10 protein-coding genes are annotated in these 17,474 nt (G+C 64.7%); 9 read left to right on the top strand and 1 reads right to left on the bottom strand.

Translation table 11 applies throughout. The features are described 5' to 3' along the window. Positions 1-56 precede the first annotated feature (56 nt). Together HY556_11910 and HY556_11915 are read left to right on the top strand one after the other, a co-directional pair. A complete protein-coding gene (locus HY556_11910; protein ID MBI4394481.1) occupies positions 57-1,166 on the top strand; it encodes a site-2 protease family protein in 1,110 nt (369 codons plus the stop codon). Positions 1,167-1,417: 251 nt separating this feature from the next. Continuing rightward, a complete protein-coding gene (locus HY556_11915) occupies positions 1,418-1,939 on the top strand; it encodes a hypothetical protein (GenBank protein MBI4394482.1) in 522 nt (173 codons plus the stop codon). 6 nt (positions 1,940-1,945) lie between these two features. On the opposite strand, the gene HY556_11920 is transcribed toward HY556_11915, so the two are convergent. Beyond that, positions 1,946-2,614 (bottom strand): winged helix-turn-helix transcriptional regulator, encoded by a 669-nt coding sequence (locus HY556_11920; protein MBI4394483.1) that lies wholly within the window; start codon positions 2,612-2,614, stop codon positions 1,946-1,948. Positions 2,615-2,869: 255 nt separating this feature from the next. Here HY556_11920 and HY556_11925 point away from each other — a divergent pair, with 255 nt between their 5' ends. The 7 genes from HY556_11925 to HY556_11955 all read left to right on the top strand — a co-directional run bounded on the left by HY556_11925 (position 2,870) and on the right by HY556_11955 (position 17,456). Further along, positions 2,870-3,574 (top strand): hypothetical protein, encoded by a 705-nt coding sequence (locus tag HY556_11925; protein ID MBI4394484.1) that lies wholly within the window; start codon positions 2,870-2,872, stop codon positions 3,572-3,574. A gap of 192 nt (positions 3,575-3,766) precedes the next feature. Continuing rightward, complete coding sequence (locus tag HY556_11930; GenBank protein ID MBI4394485.1) at positions 3,767-4,690, top strand: hypothetical protein; 924 nt, start codon at positions 3,767-3,769, stop codon at positions 4,688-4,690. Between the two features lie 4 nt (positions 4,691-4,694). Next, positions 4,695-9,002, top strand: a complete 4,308-nt coding sequence (locus HY556_11935; GenBank protein MBI4394486.1) for a PKD domain-containing protein — start codon at positions 4,695-4,697, stop codon at positions 9,000-9,002. Next, the gene (locus tag HY556_11940; protein ID MBI4394487.1) at positions 8,999-10,609 is read left to right on the top strand and encodes a hypothetical protein; all 1,611 of its coding nucleotides are present in this window, start codon (positions 8,999-9,001) and stop codon (positions 10,607-10,609) included. Before HY556_11935 ends, HY556_11940 begins: the two co-directional genes overlap by 4 nt. A gap of 217 nt (positions 10,610-10,826) precedes the next feature. Then, complete coding sequence (locus HY556_11945; GenBank protein ID MBI4394488.1) at positions 10,827-11,222, top strand: hypothetical protein; 396 nt, start codon at positions 10,827-10,829, stop codon at positions 11,220-11,222. Continuing rightward, positions 11,219-12,772 carry a hypothetical protein gene (locus tag HY556_11950; GenBank protein ID MBI4394489.1) on the top strand — a complete coding sequence of 518 codons (1,554 nt, stop codon included), beginning with the start codon at positions 11,219-11,221 and terminating at the stop codon, positions 12,770-12,772. The genes HY556_11945 and HY556_11950 overlap by 4 nt, the downstream gene beginning before the upstream one ends. Before the next feature lie 67 nt (positions 12,773-12,839). Then, on the top strand, positions 12,840-17,456 hold the full coding sequence (locus HY556_11955; protein ID MBI4394490.1) for a PD40 domain-containing protein: 4,617 nt from the start codon (positions 12,840-12,842) through the stop codon (positions 17,454-17,456). Positions 17,457-17,474 lie beyond the last annotated feature (18 nt).

Here is a 17,474-nt window from a genome sequence, read left to right on the forward strand (position 1 = left end):
GGGCCCTTCCTCTTCGACGGGCTTCTGCTCGCAAGATCTCCAAGGGGGTGCCCCGCTTGGAATTTGAAGCGCTCTCCCAGATATCGCGGAAAATCGAGAAGATCAACGACATCTACGAAGTGGACCCGAACGACCAGGTCGCCGCCGTGTTCTCCTCGGCCGACCCGACGCAGATGCTCGACATGTTCGGAGCGCTCAAGGAAGAGGTCGCGAAGGACAACCGGTTCCCGCTGCTTCTCAAGCGGAAAGACGATTACGTGCTATTCATCATGCAAAAACCGACGGAGAAACCAGACCCGGCGTGGCGGGCTTGGCTCCTCTTCGGCTTGACCCTTGCCGCGACCGTCATCGCAGGCGCGACTTTCGTCCAATCGTACGAAAGCGCCATCGATCCGAGCGTGGCGGCCGACAAGTGGAGTGTTGGGTTTCTCCTCAAGGGCCTCTTCCAGTTCGCGATACCGCTTCTTGCGGTCGTCGCCATCCACGAGCTTGCCCACCAATGGGCCGCGAAACGAAACGGTGTGCATGCGTCCTGGCCGTTCTTCATCCCCCTTCCGCCCCCGTTCTCGCTTCTCGGGACCCTTGGCGCGGTCGCGAACTTCAAGGACCCGATGCCTACCCGTAACGCCCTCATGCGCATCGGCGCCGCGGGGCCGGTGGTCGGTTTCATCGCTTCGCTTTTCCTTTTGGCACTCGGGCTCACCCTCTCGACGACCGTCGGAGGGGCGGCCGCGAGCGTTTCGGCCGGTGAAAAGATAATCAACATCACGATTGGCGAGCCCCTCATCGTGACCGGTATGTCGAAACTCCTCGGTATCCCCGACGCGGCGCGGCTTCACCCGTTGGCGCTTGCGGGGTGGGCCGGGATGTTCATCACGGCCATCAACCTCCTTCCCGGAGGAGCCCTCGACGGCGGGATGGTGGCACGGGCGTTCCTTGGGCCCAAGGCGAAATTCCTCGGGTACGGCGCGATAGTGGTCCTCGCTGGACTCGGCATCTTCTGGACTCCGTGGGTGTTCGTCGCGGGACTCCTCCTCGTGAGCGGTGTCGTGCACCCGCAGCCCTTGAACGACGTGACACCGCTTGACCGGAACGGGAGACTCTGGGGACTTGCGGCCGCGGTGATACTGGTGTTGACGTTTACCGTCGTCCCGATCGGACTTTAGGTGAACAGATATCGGGGACATTGAAGGCGGTCCGGCTTGCGCCAATGCACATCTTCACGGTCCCGGACGAAGCCTTCTTGAGCACGGAAAGCCAATCTCAGGGATGATGGATTGGCGTCGTGCCAAGAAACTGCGGGAGACCGAACGGTTGCGTGATCTCCCGATTGCGGTCAGGATGCGGATGGGGTTTAGCCTGATGAATTTCGCAAAAAGACTCAGACAGGCGGCCGAGCGTGCGCGAGGTTGAATCCGTGGCACTGGCCTTCGACCGGGCCGCGACGAGGGCCGGCGTCGGTTACGCAATGGTCGGCGGGATGGCCGTCATGGCCTGGGGCCGCCCGCGGGCGACGGCCGACGTGGACGTGCTCCTCTCCATCCCCCCCGGGAGCCTGACGTCGTTCGTGACGTGCCTGGAGGTTGAGGGGTTTTCGGCGAACCCCTTGGATTTCAAGGACGTGGGCGAACTCGGCGGACACGTCACCATCTTCGACAACGATTCCCCGTTCCACGTGGACGCGAAGATTGCGCGGGGCGAGCCAGAGTTGACCCAAATCGCCTCTGCCGTGGAGGTGGCGTTTGGCGACGGGCGGGTTCGCGTGGCATCGCCGGAGGACACCATCGCATTCAAGCTTCTCTATGGTTCGCCCCAAGACCTCGAGGACGCTCGATCCATCATAGACCTCATGGAAAAGGCTCTTGACATTCCAAGATTAAGGACCATCGGGGCACGGCTTGGCGTCACCACAAAACTCGATGAACTCCTAGCGGAATAGAGAACGCTACTTCGTATCCAGCCAAGTCTTGTCCGCGAACACGATCCGTCCCCTTTCGATGAGCCGCATGTGCTCCTCGTCGTTTGCGAGCACGGCTTTCCGAGTCGCCTCCACGCCGATCACACGCACCGAGAACGGTGAAAGCTGTCCAGCAGCATTGACGAGCGCGGTTTCGACCTTCGACGCATCATCCGCGATGGCGACGAGCCACAATGCCCTGCGGCGATCCTCCGACTCCGAGGGGTCGAAGACCCAGAAGGCATAACGGATGCCGTCGCGGCCGGCTTTCCTGAGTATCTCCTCCGCCTGCCGGTGGATCGCCACCGATTCTTCCTCGAAGATGCGTTTCAAGACGACACCCAATGGATAATCCGCGGCAAGCCTGAAAACGCGGCTCTTCCCGACGAGGCGCGTCGATATCACTCCCGCAAGCGCCAATTGTTGGAGAGCCGGGACAAGAGTGCCCGTGGACTGGCCCGTCGCCTTGGCCAGGTCGTCCGTGGTGACCTCGTCGTTACCCCGGCGAGCGAGTTCGCGCACGATGCGGACCTTGGACCGCGCCCCCAACGCGTCCTCTAGCACGACCTCCGGAGCCCAGTGGTGGTTAATAACGTCTATCGACGTTTCGATGCCAAGGAGGCGGCGGCCTTGACGCCCGCTTGTGCGGGCCTGCATCCTGCGAAGCGCGTTCACGCCTTGACAAGAAGGCTTATCTCGCCAAGTCGCGTCAACAAATCCCGCTGTTGGGCACGGAGGAAGGAGGGCGCGTGTCTGGTCCTGAGGCCGAGAAGGGCTGGACAACAATGGTCAATTAGGTTCTGAACCAAGGCGCCCCCGGGGCTTGATGGGAGGCGCCAAAGGGGGCGAAAAAGTATGCGGATGTCGCCATACGAGGTGAAAAAGACGAGATTTGCCATTAGCGCATTCGCCATGCTCGGCTTGGCGTCGGCCTTTCTTGGCGTCCCGGCGGCCGGGCATCTGGGGCAGGACGACCCCCCGATCTGGTCCGGGACCCCGTCCCAAGTCTACCAACCCGTAAACATCAACACTGTGAGGTTCGACGGCCAGACTGCACCCAACGGTCACGCCTCTGGCTCCGTCGACCTGATTGAGTTCGACACAAAGAACATCCCGAAAGACCTCACGTTCGACGGCGTCGACTACCCGATCCCAGCATCCTCGACCGTATTCATCGAGCACTTCGCCGGGAATTGGCAGATAAACCAGGGAAACAACTTCAAGTTCCTGGGCAAAGCCCACTCACTGACCATCAGGCACGACGGGGGCGATCCTACGTACACGAGGTCCCGCGTCCTCATCCAGACGGAGCCAGCGACCAACGGCATCGGCATCGATATGCTCCTCAACGCGGCCGGCGTGACCGTGCGGCAACACGCACATGTGCCGGCGGCGAGCCCGGTGCCGATCTACTACTTGCACGACGTGAGCAAGACGTCATCGGAAATCGCCAATTCGCCGAGCGTGACGATATCGATGGAACCCTGCAACTTCCAAGGCACGGATGGGAGCTGCTTGAGCGTGTACGACCCGGACCCGACGCTCATCAACCAATTCGTCCCGGTGGTCAACCGGCAAGTATGCCTACGTGCTCCTGAGACGCCGACGCTCTGCTGATCTTGGAGTGACCCGAACGGCGAAGCGTCGACTCCGGTGACGACCCCTCATTCGCCCGTGCCGCACCCGGCTCGGGTGCCGGATTCGACTCTACTTGACCGCGTTTAGCTCGCCCGAAAACCCGATTCGTCAATCGGAATTCCATGTTATGCGTCGATAGCCTTAAACGCCGCCAAGAGGCTCGACCGCCGCATGAGGGGTAGAATACGGTTTTCGTGGCGAACGGCGTTGGCGCTTGCCGTCGCGGGACTGGCCGTCTCACCCGCGGGATTCGCCGGAACGCGCTCGGCCCCCGAGGTAGTAGACACTTACGGGGATACGGCCGATGCCTTCACCGGCGCGCCCGTCGAGGAGACCGACTTGGACCTCGTCGCGGCGTGGTTCACCGAAACCTCCGCGCAGTTCCAGGTCCATGTCGCCGCTGCCGACCTCACCGTGAACACGCCATCGGCGTACCGCATCGGCGTGACATCACATCTTTGGGTGGTCTCTTGGAATGCCGGTAGCGACGCTTTCACGGCGCGTGCCGGCAGAGACATCCTAGGCGGGACCTTCGGAGCTTTGTCGCCCGGCGGCGCCAACACGGATGACGGAGTGGCCACCATCGCTTTCGATATCGCGGCCGACGAGATCACTATTACGTTCCCGCGCGCTTTTGCGGACGCGCTCACCGGCCAACAGTGGGAATTCGGGTCTGGCACCACCTTCACGGCCCCCCGTGCCGACAGCTTCGAGGGGCTTGCCCCAGGAAGCGACCGACACGGGTGTGCCCCCTGCCGCCAACTGGACGCCGCGGCGCCAGGACGCGATTTCACGTTCTCGTCAACGATTCGTAACCTTTACTCCGGGACCAACCCGGAGGGAGCCACCATCGACACGAATTACGTCAAACTCCTCGGCGTCGCGATACACGACCAGCGCGGGACCGGGAGCTTCGCGACGTACGAGTTCGAAGTCCGCACGGAGCACAAGTCCATCACCTTCAACGACGTGAACACCGATCTCCACATCGGGGACGTCGTGCTCATCCGTGACTTCTCCGGAAGCTACGTCATCTCCGCCCAGAACACGAAGTTCAGCGGGAACGCGACGGCCGTGGAGATCACGCGGGCCTGAACCGATGCCAAGACAAAGCGCCCAACGACCATCGAACATCCTTGCGGTTGCCGGTACGCGGCCGATCCATTACGCGCTTGTCATGCTCGCCGTTGTCTCGATTCTACTCCCTTGGACTGCTTCGGCGGGATCACCCGGCAATCCTGAGGTGGTTGACCCCTCTGGCGATGAATTCGACCCGATCCAGAACCAACACGTGGACGCGCCGAACTCCGACGTGTTGAGCGGCTGGTTCGAGGAAAGGGGCGACGACCGTTTCGAGGTCCACTTCCGGCTGCAGGACATCAACGGGGCGTTCAGGGATGGGACGAACTCGCAGGTGTGGAACTTCTACTGGGACGAGCCGGGCGGGCGCTCGTGGCGCGTTTCCGTGTTTCGCGACAGTACCGGCGCCAATCCACCCTTCGCAACACTGGATTCACCCGGCGACACCGCGATCAACGTGCTGGCCGCGCCAACGCTTGACCAATCCAAGAACGAGATCGCGGTGACGGTCCCACGAAGCTTCAGCATCGCGATTCCGAATGGAACGGCGACCGAAACGGCAGTAGTCTGGGAAGACGGCACCACGTTCGTGAACCCGTTGGTGAGAAACCAAGACGGCCTTGGGTCCAGCGGCTGCAGCCCCTGTAACGAGGTGGACACGACGGCCCCTGGGTCGAGTTTCACGTTCAAGTCGAACCTCTCCTACAACCGCCACGTCACCGTCCGGCCCACCTCAGCAATCGTCGCCGCCGAGCCCGGCCGGGACACGACTATCTCCTTCACTGCCTCTTCGCCTCCCGGTATTGCGATCGACCTCACGACCGATCTACTTGCGAAACTGAGCATCGACGGCTGGCGTATCGACGGCAACTCGCTCGGTCTCAGCGTCCTTCCCGGGAAAACATCCTCCCTTGCCTTCACGGTGCATGTCCCGGCGTCGGCGAAGCCCGGCGAAATGGGATTGCTGACCATCGATGGCGGGGACGTGCCCGTGAGCGTCCTTGTCGTCGTCGGAAAAGACGAGGCGGAGAAGGTGAAAGCGCTCCAACTCGGTCCGGACTTCTCAAGCACGCCCGCCGCGTCCACTCTTCATCTCGTAGGCGTCACGGTGAATAGCGCCTCGGAACCCGTCGTCCCGGGCGATCTCGTGCGGGACGCGCCGAAGGGCACGAATGAGCAGTTGATCGCACGCACGTTCGCGTCGACGGACGCGATCCTTCCCTTCGGGACGTGGCGCACACTCCCACTGGAGAACGATCTCACGCTGTCGGGACCGCTCGAACTGGCGGTGGACGTGGATTGGACGAACACGCAAGGCACGACACTTCTCGCACTTGTCGGTCCCGACCCGCTTCCTCTTGACTGGGACGGGATCACGGCGCCCGCCGGTACCGTGAAACTCGTCGGCACGGCCCAGGCGGCGACGAACGCGCGAGCGTTTCTCAAGGCGAGCGGGACGGCCGACGACTTTTCGCTCGCAAGGGGTGATGCGCTTTCCGTCGCAATCTTCGTGGCGCAATCCCAAGGCACGGGAAGCGTCCAACTCCACATCTTCACGCTGGTCTCGGATTCGCGTCTCAATTTCACATACCTCGATAAGACGCTGGCACCCATCGAAGGCGTCGCGCTTCCCGGCGGGAAGAACGCCATCTATCTTACGGGCTCCCCGGCGCCGTTGGGGCTTATGACGTACGGCAACGTGACGGGACTCGCGGTCGGGCCAAGTGGCGAGACCGTGCTTTCCGTGGGTTCGTCGCCGAGAGCCGCCGTCGTAGGCGATTCCTCTAAGAAGCCTGCGAGCGACACGACGAGCGATTCGTTCCTTCGAAGCGACGCGACGGGAACCACGAAGAAGATCGCTTTCGACATAGGCGACGACGTGCAATCGGTGAACGTGAGACTCTCCGGCCAACACGCCGCGGTGAGGACGCGCGACACCAATATCGACCTCGAAGTGTACCGGTTGGGCGGCACCAACCGCACCATCGTGAAAGCGTCCCGGGCCAACGGACCCGAGGAGAACGTCACGGTGTCGAGGGCGGATCTCGAAAAGTTCGGGCGTGGCCCCTACGAGGCGGACGTGATCCTCAAAGCCGTCGGGCCAACGAGCATCTCGCCCACGGTGACGTTCGACATCACCGTCACGAAAGGGTTCTCCGAGCATGTCCCGGACGCCCTCGTCGAGAACTGGCTTCTTTGGGATTACTCGGGAGAGCCCGCCGGAAACTACAGCATTTCGGCACGGCGCGGCGCTTCGCCTGCCGTCGCTTCGGCGCCGTTCCTTCTCACTTCAATCGGCCCGACCCTTCCCCCCGTGGCCGGATTCGTTTTCTCGCCCATCCTTCCCGCCGTGGGCGACAGCGTGAACTTCGCCGACGTGTCGGCGGATCCCGATGGCCGCATCGTCTCGTGGTCGTGGGATTTTGGGGACGGCGCGAAAAGCGACCAGGTGACGCCGACGCACACGTACGCAGCAGCGGGGAACTACCCTGTAGTCCTCGTTGTCACCGACGACTTCGGGGCCGTGTCTTCGGCGTCGGTCCGCGAAGTCACCATCGTCGCCTCCCAGACCGGCCTGCCGACGGACGGCATCCCGAGCCAGGGGACGCTCGGCATCTACAAGGATCTCTACGCGAAGGGTCTCACCCATGTCGAGGCATACACGGACGCATGGCTCGGTAGCGAGATCTCAGGCGCGCCAGGAAGGGAATACCTTCCGGGGCGAGGGGTTCAAGCCTACGTCCATGGTACTTCCTTGAACGCCGCGGTCGTCACCACCTGGAACGGCGGAACGCTCTCGCTCACCAATCTCTTGGGCGGCGTCTTGGGCTTCGATCGCGGCGAGGGCCTGCAATCGCTCGGGGAGGCGCGCGTGCGTTCGCTTCCCCCGAAGAACGTCACCGTGAACGGTGGGCCACAGGAACTCCAGGGGTTTTCCGCCGCTCCCCAGCATCACGACGACGCGAACGACGGGCTCTTGATGGTCGAACTTTCGCACCTGCGTGGCACCTTGAACGCGAAGCGTACGCTCACTTTCCTTGAAGGCACGCTCCACGGAGACGTTAGAAACGTCATCCGTTCCTCGCCCGGCGACACCCTGAACCTCACGACGGAGACCGTCATCACGGCTCCGTCAGGCTCGTGGCTCGCACACGCATCGGGAGCGACCGTACACACCTTGCGGCTCGTCGACGGCGAGGCTGTGAGCGTCACGTTCGACGCCGGGAACGGTTGGTTCGCGGTGTATAGGCCGACCGACGTTTCCGTCGCCGGCGTCGTCTTCTCTGGCGATGCTAGGTCGGCGACGGCGACGCTGTCAGGAGCGCTTCTCAGGATACGGACCGACTACGAAGCCGTCGGATCGCTTCTGTCCGCCCAGTACATCCTCGCTTACGACGTGGCCGACACGGACGCGACGCGCTACGCCGGGGTGATGGAGATCGCTCACCAGGACGAAGAAGAGATCGGGACCGCGGTCCTTGCAGACGACCGCGCCGCGGCCGTAGGCTGGGCGGGGGCCCGTTCCACGATGGAGGCGGGTGTGGCCTCGGGGCTTGCCGCGGATTGGACCGCCTTGAACGGGTTCCCGATGGAATGGGACCTCCGGGTCGAGGCCCCTTCGACGCAAGGCGGAGAGGCCGTGCGTCTCATACTTCCGGCCCACGTGCTCGCGGACGGTTCCGTGGCTTTCACCATCGACGGCGCCGAGTTGTCGCTTTCGAAGATCGCGGCGATGAGCGACGACGTGACGCTTGTCGCGCTGGCGCCGATCGACCATTTCAGCGTCCGTAGCGTACAGGTCCGAAGCGTCGTGCCGGGCCTCGCGCCCATCTTCCTGTGGGCGACGTTGGGCCTTGGCGCGATCGTGAGCGCCGAAGCGCTGGTCCTGGCCCGACAGGCACTTGGCGGTGGCGCCGCGGCGCGCGGCACGGAACGGTTCGGCGCCGGCACTCAAAGCGCGGCGGTGAGGCGGGCGCTCGGATACGCGCCCGACGACGAGGGACCATCCGGTTCCGGCGAGACGCGCGAGGTGAAAGGCATCATCGCGGGGGACCGGGAACGAATGACTAGCGACCGGTTGCCGTCGGGCGCTCAAAGCGACGCCGTGCGAAAGGCGCTTGGGATGGACGCGGAGACACAGGCCGCGAAGGCAGCGCTCCTTGCGAAGCTCGCGGGGCCCGCGGCACCCTCGGGACCCAAGGGGCCAGACCTTCGACCGGCGGAAGCGAAATGCTCTCGTTGCGGTCAACCCGTCGCCTTCGCCAAGGACGCTGGGTCCGCAACGTGCGCCGCCTGCGGCGCGATGAACACGAGGCGAGAGACATGATGAAAAGGATCTCGGTAGGCCAGGCACTGCTCGTTGCGTCCTTGTTGATCGCGACGCCGATCGTCGCGTTGGGCGCCACGTGGGTGTCGTGGGATGAGGAAAGAGACGCCCTCGCGCACCATTCATTCCCGTCGGCCGGCGCCGATGACGATTCCGTTTGGACGGCAGTTGGAGAGTCGCGCGCCTCGGCCGAGAACGGCGTGGTGGCGCGGGAAGGCGCGGCGGTTGTCGACGTGACTTTGCCGCGCGTATCCTCTATTGACGATTCGGCGCCAGGATTGAAAACTGGCGGCACTTACGCAAGCGCGGGCTCGGCGACCGTCACGCGCACGCTCACGCTTCTCGAGGGGACCTCGCACGCAGACATCCGCACCAAGTTGGCAAGTTCGCCCGGGCCCCCGTTGGAACTGGTCACCGAAGTGAAGCTTTGGGCACCCGAAGACGCACGCGTCGCCTATGGGGATGCGACGGGGTCCAAAGATGTGTTACTCGACCCGCTTACCCCTACGACCCTCGATTTCGCCGCGAAGAGCGCTTGGGTGGCCGTCTTTGATCCCTCGACGAGAACCACCGCGGGGGTCGTCCTCGCCGGTCCAATGGAACGGGTGGCACTGCGTCTCGTAGACAACGGACTGTCGGTCACAACGACGTGGCGCGGTGTCGGCTCCCTCGTAGGCGCCGAGTACCTGACCGCGACGGACACAGTCGCTGCGGAACAGCCGTTTGAAGCGCTCTCCCGATTGGCCGAGCGCGAGCGCTCGGAAGTCGGCACGGCGTTCCTCGGCGACGGCTACACTGCGGCCGTCTCGTGGCGGTCAAGCGATGCCGAGGTGACGACCGGCGCCTCGTCGACCACGACCGATTTCGTGGACAGCCTCGGCGGCGAAGCGCGCTCATGGATGCTCTCCATTTCCGCCGACGCGGGTAACGGGGGCAAGGCGATGCGTTTCGTCGTCCCCCAACGACTGGCGGACGGGTTGGTGCCATCTGCGACGCTCGATGGGGAACCTGTGGGCCTTGAGCGCGCCGCCGAATCGCGAGGAAACGCCTCCTTCACGCTAGTCATCCCGCACTTCAGCCTTCGCACCGTACAGATCAAGTCCGTGACCCCCGGGGTGCCGCCCATCTTCATGTGGCTCACCATCGGCCTCGGCACGGTCGCGACCGGTGGCGGCATCGCGATCGGGAGCAGGATGCTAAAGTCGAAGGCGGCGCGCCTTGGGATCGGCGAGGCGGCGGCTGGCGGCGGGGGCGGAGGTTTCACGGGACCGCGTAGCGCCGCCGTCCAACGTGCGCTCGGCAGCGCCGACCAGCTTGGAGGCGGCGGCCCCGCGGAGGGCGCCCTGAAGAGCGAGGCGGCAAGGAGAGCGATGGCCTCGGAGGCCGTGATGAAAGCCGGGCTGGACGAGTCCACGCAGGCGGCGTTGAGGAACGAACTGCTCATGAAACTGGGAGCACCCGGTTCGACGACGAAGCGATCCGGAACGGCCGCCCGGTCCCATTACGCGCGCTGCGTCCAGTGCACGAAGCCCATCCGGTTCGACCCCGGGCAGGCGTCCTTGAAGTGCCCGAATTGCGGACGCGAAAACTTGAATGAAATGACGTGATGCAAAACGGCACCTGCCGGAACAACGACTGGTGGACCGCGGCCTTGCCGCCGAACCCCGGCGTCGGGGCCGCGGACCGGTCCTTGCGGGCGGCAGATCATCGCCGGGTCGACCCCCGAGGGACACAAAAGTCGACCGCACCCATCCACCACTCTTTTATGCCATTACACCGATGGAGCGCGAGATCATGGGCCCAAGGTCAGGGGGACACTGACGTTTGACACGTTACCTGGTCGGCAAGGGCAGCCTTTCGATCCGAAAGACGTCGAGGGGCGCCTTGGATTCCGTCGAGCATGAAGAGGCCGCGGTCGCCGAGGCCGGCGACGCGACGGACGCTGTCGCGCGGCTCATCCGACCGGATCCGAAGGTCGTGTTCCTTGACAGGATATCGCCGGGCGAAGCGGACGGCGTGGTTTCGAGGCGCGCGATGTCTTCGCAACAGTCCCAGGCGCGCCTCGTCCCGACCACGATCATTCCGCAGGACGACCCGGACGTGCGATCCGCAACGACCATCGGCGCGTCCGGCCGACTTATGAAACCGATCCGGCAGGAGGACGCGCGAATGATCCACCACGGCGTCGAGGAAGAGACGAGCGGAGCCGGGCCCATATGATGACCCGCCCCGCCTTGATCGCCGTGCTGTTTTCCCTATCGATGGTCGCGAGCGTAGCGGCCGCCACTTGGACCGGGACTTCCCCCGCTGGCGATAGGATCGATTTCGACCTCGACCATTCGTCCGTCTCGCGAGACAGCCGTATAGCGACCGTTCGGCTCCCTGAATCCGTTTCGATCGACGGCTCTTCATCAGCGATCACGGGGGCGCTGTCCCCGGTCGAAGGCGACCATGCGGCCGCCATGACGACGCGAAGCGCCGACCTGACTTTTGGCGTGGGACGTGGCGGATGGACAGCGACGATCCTCAAGGGCACGCGCCACACGGACTTGCGCCTCAACACCGTCGCGGCCGGCCACGACATCGCGTTCGAGACCGTAGTCACTCTTTCAATCCCAGGGGCGGCCGAGATCGCTTTCGGTGAAGGAGCCGAAGTGGAATCGCTTGCTTTTGATTCGTTCACCGACGAACACCGGCCCGTTTCCAGCCCGAACATGTGGGTAGCACTTCGCGGCGCCGACGGGGGATATGCGTCCGTGGTCCTTGCAGGAGATCTTCGAGACGTTACGGTGTCGCGCGCGGGCAACGCCCTGGCGGTGACAGCGGGCTGGGCGGGCGAGGACGCCGTGGATGCCGGCCACTACGTTCTCCTTGGACGTGCCTCCGGCGCCGCTCCTTACGACGAAGTCATGGAACTCGCCCGGATGGATCGGGAAGAGCTGGGCCTTGCCTACCTTGGGGTCGGCGTGGGTGCGGGCGTTCCATGGGTGAACGGGGCCCGCAGCATAGACGTCGCCGCGACCACGACCGGATCCGATTGGTGGGAAGCCTTGTGGGGGACGACGAGGGCGTGGACGATCCAGGTCGAAGCGCCGGCCGCTCAGAACGGGAAACTCCTCAGGGTCATCGTACCCACCGAACTTTCAGGGGAACTCAGTCCGAAAGCGACGATCGACGGCATGCCCGCCGGCCTTGCGTCATCGTCCACGATGGAAGGGGACGGCACGGATTCCTTCGCGGTCCGGATCCCCCACTTCAGCCTTCGCACTGTACAGATCAAAACAGTGACGCCAGGCGTGCCTCCCGTCTTCATGTGGCTGACACTCGCGCTGGGCGCCGTCGTGGGCGGCGAGTCGTTCATACTGGCGAGAGGCACGCTTCGATCCCGCGCAGCGGCACGAGGCGCCGCGGGAGGCTCTTCGGGCGGCGTGGAGCTACGCTCGAAAGCCGCAGCACGCGGCATGGGGCCCGGCGCTGGCGGGGAAGGGCCGCAGACCCCGACGTCGGGGGCTGCGAGGTCGGAGGCGGTGCGGCGTGCGTTGGGCGAAACGCCGCGGGGCTCGGCCCCTATGGGCGAGACGGGGGATACCGAGTTCAAGAGTTCGCTTCTCAAGAAACTACAAGAAGGCACGGGGGGCCCGCCTCAACCCGGGGCACGCGCCCGCTACGCTAGATGCAATGCATGCGCCAGGCCCATAGTCTTCGCGCCAGGCGCGGCGACCGTCGTATGTCCCCACTGTCAGGCGCAGAACGTGAATTCGGAGACCTGAAAGGAAAAGCCAGGGAAGGGTTTGGAATGGAATGCGACTCCAACGTGAACCGGCGAGGTGGCCTCGATTGAGCCCACGTGCCGCCCATGGAGGCCCGCATGGCCACCGGCCGGGTCTTCGCCTCGCCCTGGTCGCCCTTATCGTCCTCCTCGTTTCCATGCCTCCAATAGGGCCCTTTGATGAGAGCGCGTCCGCCGCGCTAACGTCCGTCTCCGACGCGCGACTCCCGTCCGCCCGGGAGCGCACGAGCGCTGTCTTTGATGGTCAATACGCATTCGTCTTCGGAGGCCGCAACGAGGCAGGTTACCTCGACGACATCCTGAAGTACGATTCGGCGACGGGGACCGTTGTGAAGATGCGGGCCGTCCTTCCGCGTGGACTCGCCGCGACGAGCGCCGTGTGGACGGGCCGGTACGCCTTCATCTTCGGCGGCCTTTCCGGGGAATCGACGCAAGGTGCCCTCGAGAAACGCATTTTGCGCTACGATCCCCAATCGGATGCGCTCGCGATCATGGGCGCGACCTTACCGGCCGGGCTTGAAGGGACCATGGCCGTCTGGGACGGAAGGCACGCCCACGTGATCGGGGGGCGTACCCTTGGATTGTCCGTGTGGGACCGGATCGTCCGGTACGACCCCGCGCGCGATGAGGCGACGCTCGCGAGCGCGAAACTTCCGCGTTCCATCTCCTACGGTAGCGCCGTCTGGGACGGCGATGGGGCGACTGTCTTCGGAGGCGTCGAATCCGACCCCGTGACGCGCTTCGAGACGCCGCTTTCCTCCATCTTGCGGTACGACCCGGTGGCGGAGGTCGTGTCCACGCTTACCAACACTCTCCCAAGTGCCCGCCAATTCGCGTCGGCCGTGTTCGACGGTAGCGACGCCTACGTCTTCGGCGGCCGGAACGCGACGGTCCCGCTTTCCGAGGTCCTACGCATCGGCCCCGCCGCAACGGACGTCTCCGTGATGGATGTCTCGCTTCCTTCCGACGTCGCCGCGGCCAGTGCCGTCTGGGACGGCGAGAAAGCGACGATCTTTGGCGGTTTCACGGAAGGCGCTGCAAACGGCACTCGGCTTCTTCGCCGTAGCATCATCGAGTACGACCCGTCGGGGAGCCCGGCATCGATCGAACGGTCGACGGCGATCGCGAGCCTCAACGCTACGGGTGCTGCGTCCACGTTCGACTCGTTCATCGAGGGCGCCCGTTCGTTGTCGGTCGACGGGCGCTATCTCGTCTTCACGTCCTACGAGCCGACGCTCGTCGCCGGTTCGGACGCTTCCGGCCCGCAAGTCTACCTAAGGGACATGGAAACGGGGCAGAACTTCCTCGTCTCCGCGACCGTCGCGGGAAAAGCCGGTAATGGCGTCTCGGAGCAGCCCGCGGTGAGTGCCGGCGGACGCTACGTCGTCTTCGTCTCGAACGCAACGGACCTCGTGACGGGTGATTCGAACGGAAAACGTGACGTGTTCGTCAGGGACATGGCCCAAAGATCCACCTCGCTCGTAAGCGCTTCGGCCGCCGGGTCGCTCGCGGACGGGGATTCCTACGAGCCGGTCGTCTCCTCCGAGGGGCAGATCGTGGCCTTCTATTCCTACGCCACCAATCTGGTGCCCGGCGATACGAACAGCATTTCCGACGTGTTCGTCGTGGACCGCGGCGCGAAGAACGTTTCGCGCATAAGTGTGGGGGCGGGCGGACTGCAATCGGACGGCGGCAGTTTCGCGCCGGCGATCTCGTCCGACGGACGTTACGTGGCCTTCCGCTCGACGGCGACGAACATCGTCACAGGCCGGTCGAGCAACATCCCCGGCATCTTCGTGACCGACAGGCTCCGAGGGACGACGGCGCTCGCGAGTGTGGCGACGGACGGGACGCAAGCGAACGATTTCTCGTTCAGGCCGTCGATAAGCGGCGACGGACGCTACGTCGCGTTCGAATCCGACGCCACGAACCTCGTGCCGGACGACACCAACCGGGCGCGCGACATCTTCATCCGCGACGCGTCCGCGGGAACGACCCGCCTTGTCACGGTCTCGACGTCGCAGGCCCAGGCGGATGGGGCCTCGCGTAACGCTGCCATCTCGACCAACGGCCGGATCGTCGCTTTCGAATCGGACGCAAGTAACCTGGTCGGCGTCGACGAGGCTGGGCTCACGGACGTCTACGTGCGCGACCTCGACAACCTCACCACCGAGGCCGTGAGCGTTTCGACATCGGACGCAACAAGCGACGACGATTCCTCGTTCCCATCTGTGAGCGGGAACGGCCGCTACGTAGCCTTCACTTCGAAAGCTTCGACGCTCGCGCCCGGGAACGGAGACCACGCAAGGAACGTCTTCATCCGCGATCGCAGCGCCCAGGAAGTCGCCTCGTGGCTCACGGCAGCACCCGACGTGCCGGTCCTGACGGTTTCACCCGCGACGGCCGATGGGAAGGAGGGCTGGTACCGGACGACGCCGACCGTGACGCTCTCCGGTGGAGCGCGAGAACGGATCATGGTGAGCCTCGACGGCGGATCTTCGACGATGTACGAGGCCCCCCTCACGATCGGGGAGGGCTCTCATTCGCTGGTCTTTTACGCCGTGAGCGGGGCCGGTGTGCGTAGTGCTGCGGGGCGTTTCTTCGCCGCGGTGGATTCGGTCGGCCCATCGCTGTCGGACGTATCGGTCGAGCCCGAGAGTCCCGTCCAGGGAGCAAAGGCGTTCGTCAATGTATCCGCCTCGGACGCGACTAGCGGCGCCGTGAGGATCGAGGGGACCCTGGAATTCAGCGATGCCCTCGGCAAGCAAGCGCGTTCCACCATCGGGCTCGTGACGTCGGACAACGTCTTCTTCTCCGGAGGGTTCGTCCCCTCCTCGACGGGCCGGCATGTCTTGACGCTCGTCGCCTTCGATGAGGCCGGAAACAGCGGCAATCTCTCGACGACCTTCGATGTGTCGACCGCAGCAGGCGTCGAGGAACAGGGGAACGGGACGGAAGGCGACGACGTAACCGGCGGCAACGACACAATCGAAAACGGGACCTCCGACGGGACCGGCGGCGACGAACCCGGGCAAGGAGGGACCGTCGAAGAGTATTCCGCCGCGTACGCGGCGGGCGAATCTCACGACGAGACCTACACAGAGGAGCGGCGGGACGCGGAACTCGTCGGCGCCGCTGGTGAAGACTACATACAACCAACAGGCGGGCGCGCCTCGTACCTCCAAGGCTCGATCACGGGCGTCCTTGGAAGCGACGCGGCAGAGGATCTTTCGACAGGTTTCGAGAACGCCATCGGCGTCGAGACCGCCTTCGCGGACGGGACCGCTAGCCAAGGGGTCGGCGAGACGAAGGTCGAGGCGGAGGCCCCCAAGGAGGCTTTGGTGGCCGGTGTAAGCGTGGACCTGTCCCACGCGGACCTTCGCGCGGGCGACGTGAAGAAGGACGAGGCTGCGCCGGGCCTCTTGGCCGGGGAAAAGACCGTGGTGAGAGACGGGACCGAGATGTGGCGGCGCTTCGCGCTTCTTGAAGGTACCCTGCACTCCGATTCCCGTACTCGCGTCCGCGTCGCGGGAAGCGAAAAAGTCACGATCACGGGGGAAATAGCGCTGGAAGCACCGGCTGGATCCTGGCTTGCGACCGAGGAAGGGGGAAGGGTGCGAGCAGTTCCCGTGTCGAAGGCCGGCGGACTCGTATTCCAAGGCGTTCCTGGAGAGAACCGTTGGTTCTCCGTCTACAATCCCGCGACAACCGACGTCGCCGGCGTGGTCCTCTCCGGAAGCGCGCCGAGCGTCACCTTGCGGGTCGACGGGACCCGCCTCATCATCGTCCCGGAGCGTAGCGGCGCGGGGGAGGTGCTCGCGGCGGAGTACCTACTCGCGTACAAGGTCGCCGATCTCGGCGCCACGCGCTACGCCGGCATCATGGAACTCGCGCGCGAGGACTCGGAGGAAGTGGGTGTCGCCTTCATAGCGACCGGCCGCCACGGGGCCAACGGTTGGGCGGGAAGCCGGGCGGCGTTGTCGATAAGCGCCGAGCCCGGCGAGGCGCAGCCATTGGACCAGAGCACGGTCTCCGGCACGTGGCGCCTTGTCGTTGACGCGAGTTCGGAGAACGGGGGAAAGACGCTTCGGACGATCATGCCCGCCGGCTTCATGGATGTGGGTGGCCTCGACATCGAACTCGACGGTGTCGCCGTGAATCCGCTTGGACTCGGGGGCCTCACGGATGGCGAGACGCTCATCCTTACGTTCCCGATCCCCCATTTCAGCGAACGGACGGTCGTGATCCGGACCGTGCTTCCCGGGGTGCCGAGCTTCTTCCTCTGGTTGACGCTCGGTCTCGGCCTTGTCGCAGGCGGCGAGGGCGCGTTGTTGCTTCGCATGACGCTTCGATCAAGGGCGGCCGCACGCGGGTTAGGGGAACCAACCTCGCGGGGCCCGCGTTCGGAGGCGGTGCAACGGGCCCTTGGGAAAACGCCGCCTTCCAAGAAGGGGTCTGACCTTGAGGCAGAAGGCGCGACGCCCCCCGGTTTCAAGAGCGAGACGCTACGCCGGATGCAAGAGCGGCCGACCCCCCCCGGCGATTCACCGCGTGCGCGCTACGCGCGCTGCCGAAACTGCGATGCGCCCATCATGTTCGAGGCGGGAGCCGTGAGCGCGACTTGCGATTCCTGCGGGGCGCAGAACGTCAACGAGCCGACCTAGGAGCAGGCCATGATCGAC

The organism is Euryarchaeota archaeon, from assembly GCA_016207515.1.
In the GTDB taxonomy this organism is placed as follows: domain Archaea; phylum Thermoplasmatota; class SW-10-69-26; order JACQPN01; family JACQPN01; genus JACQPN01.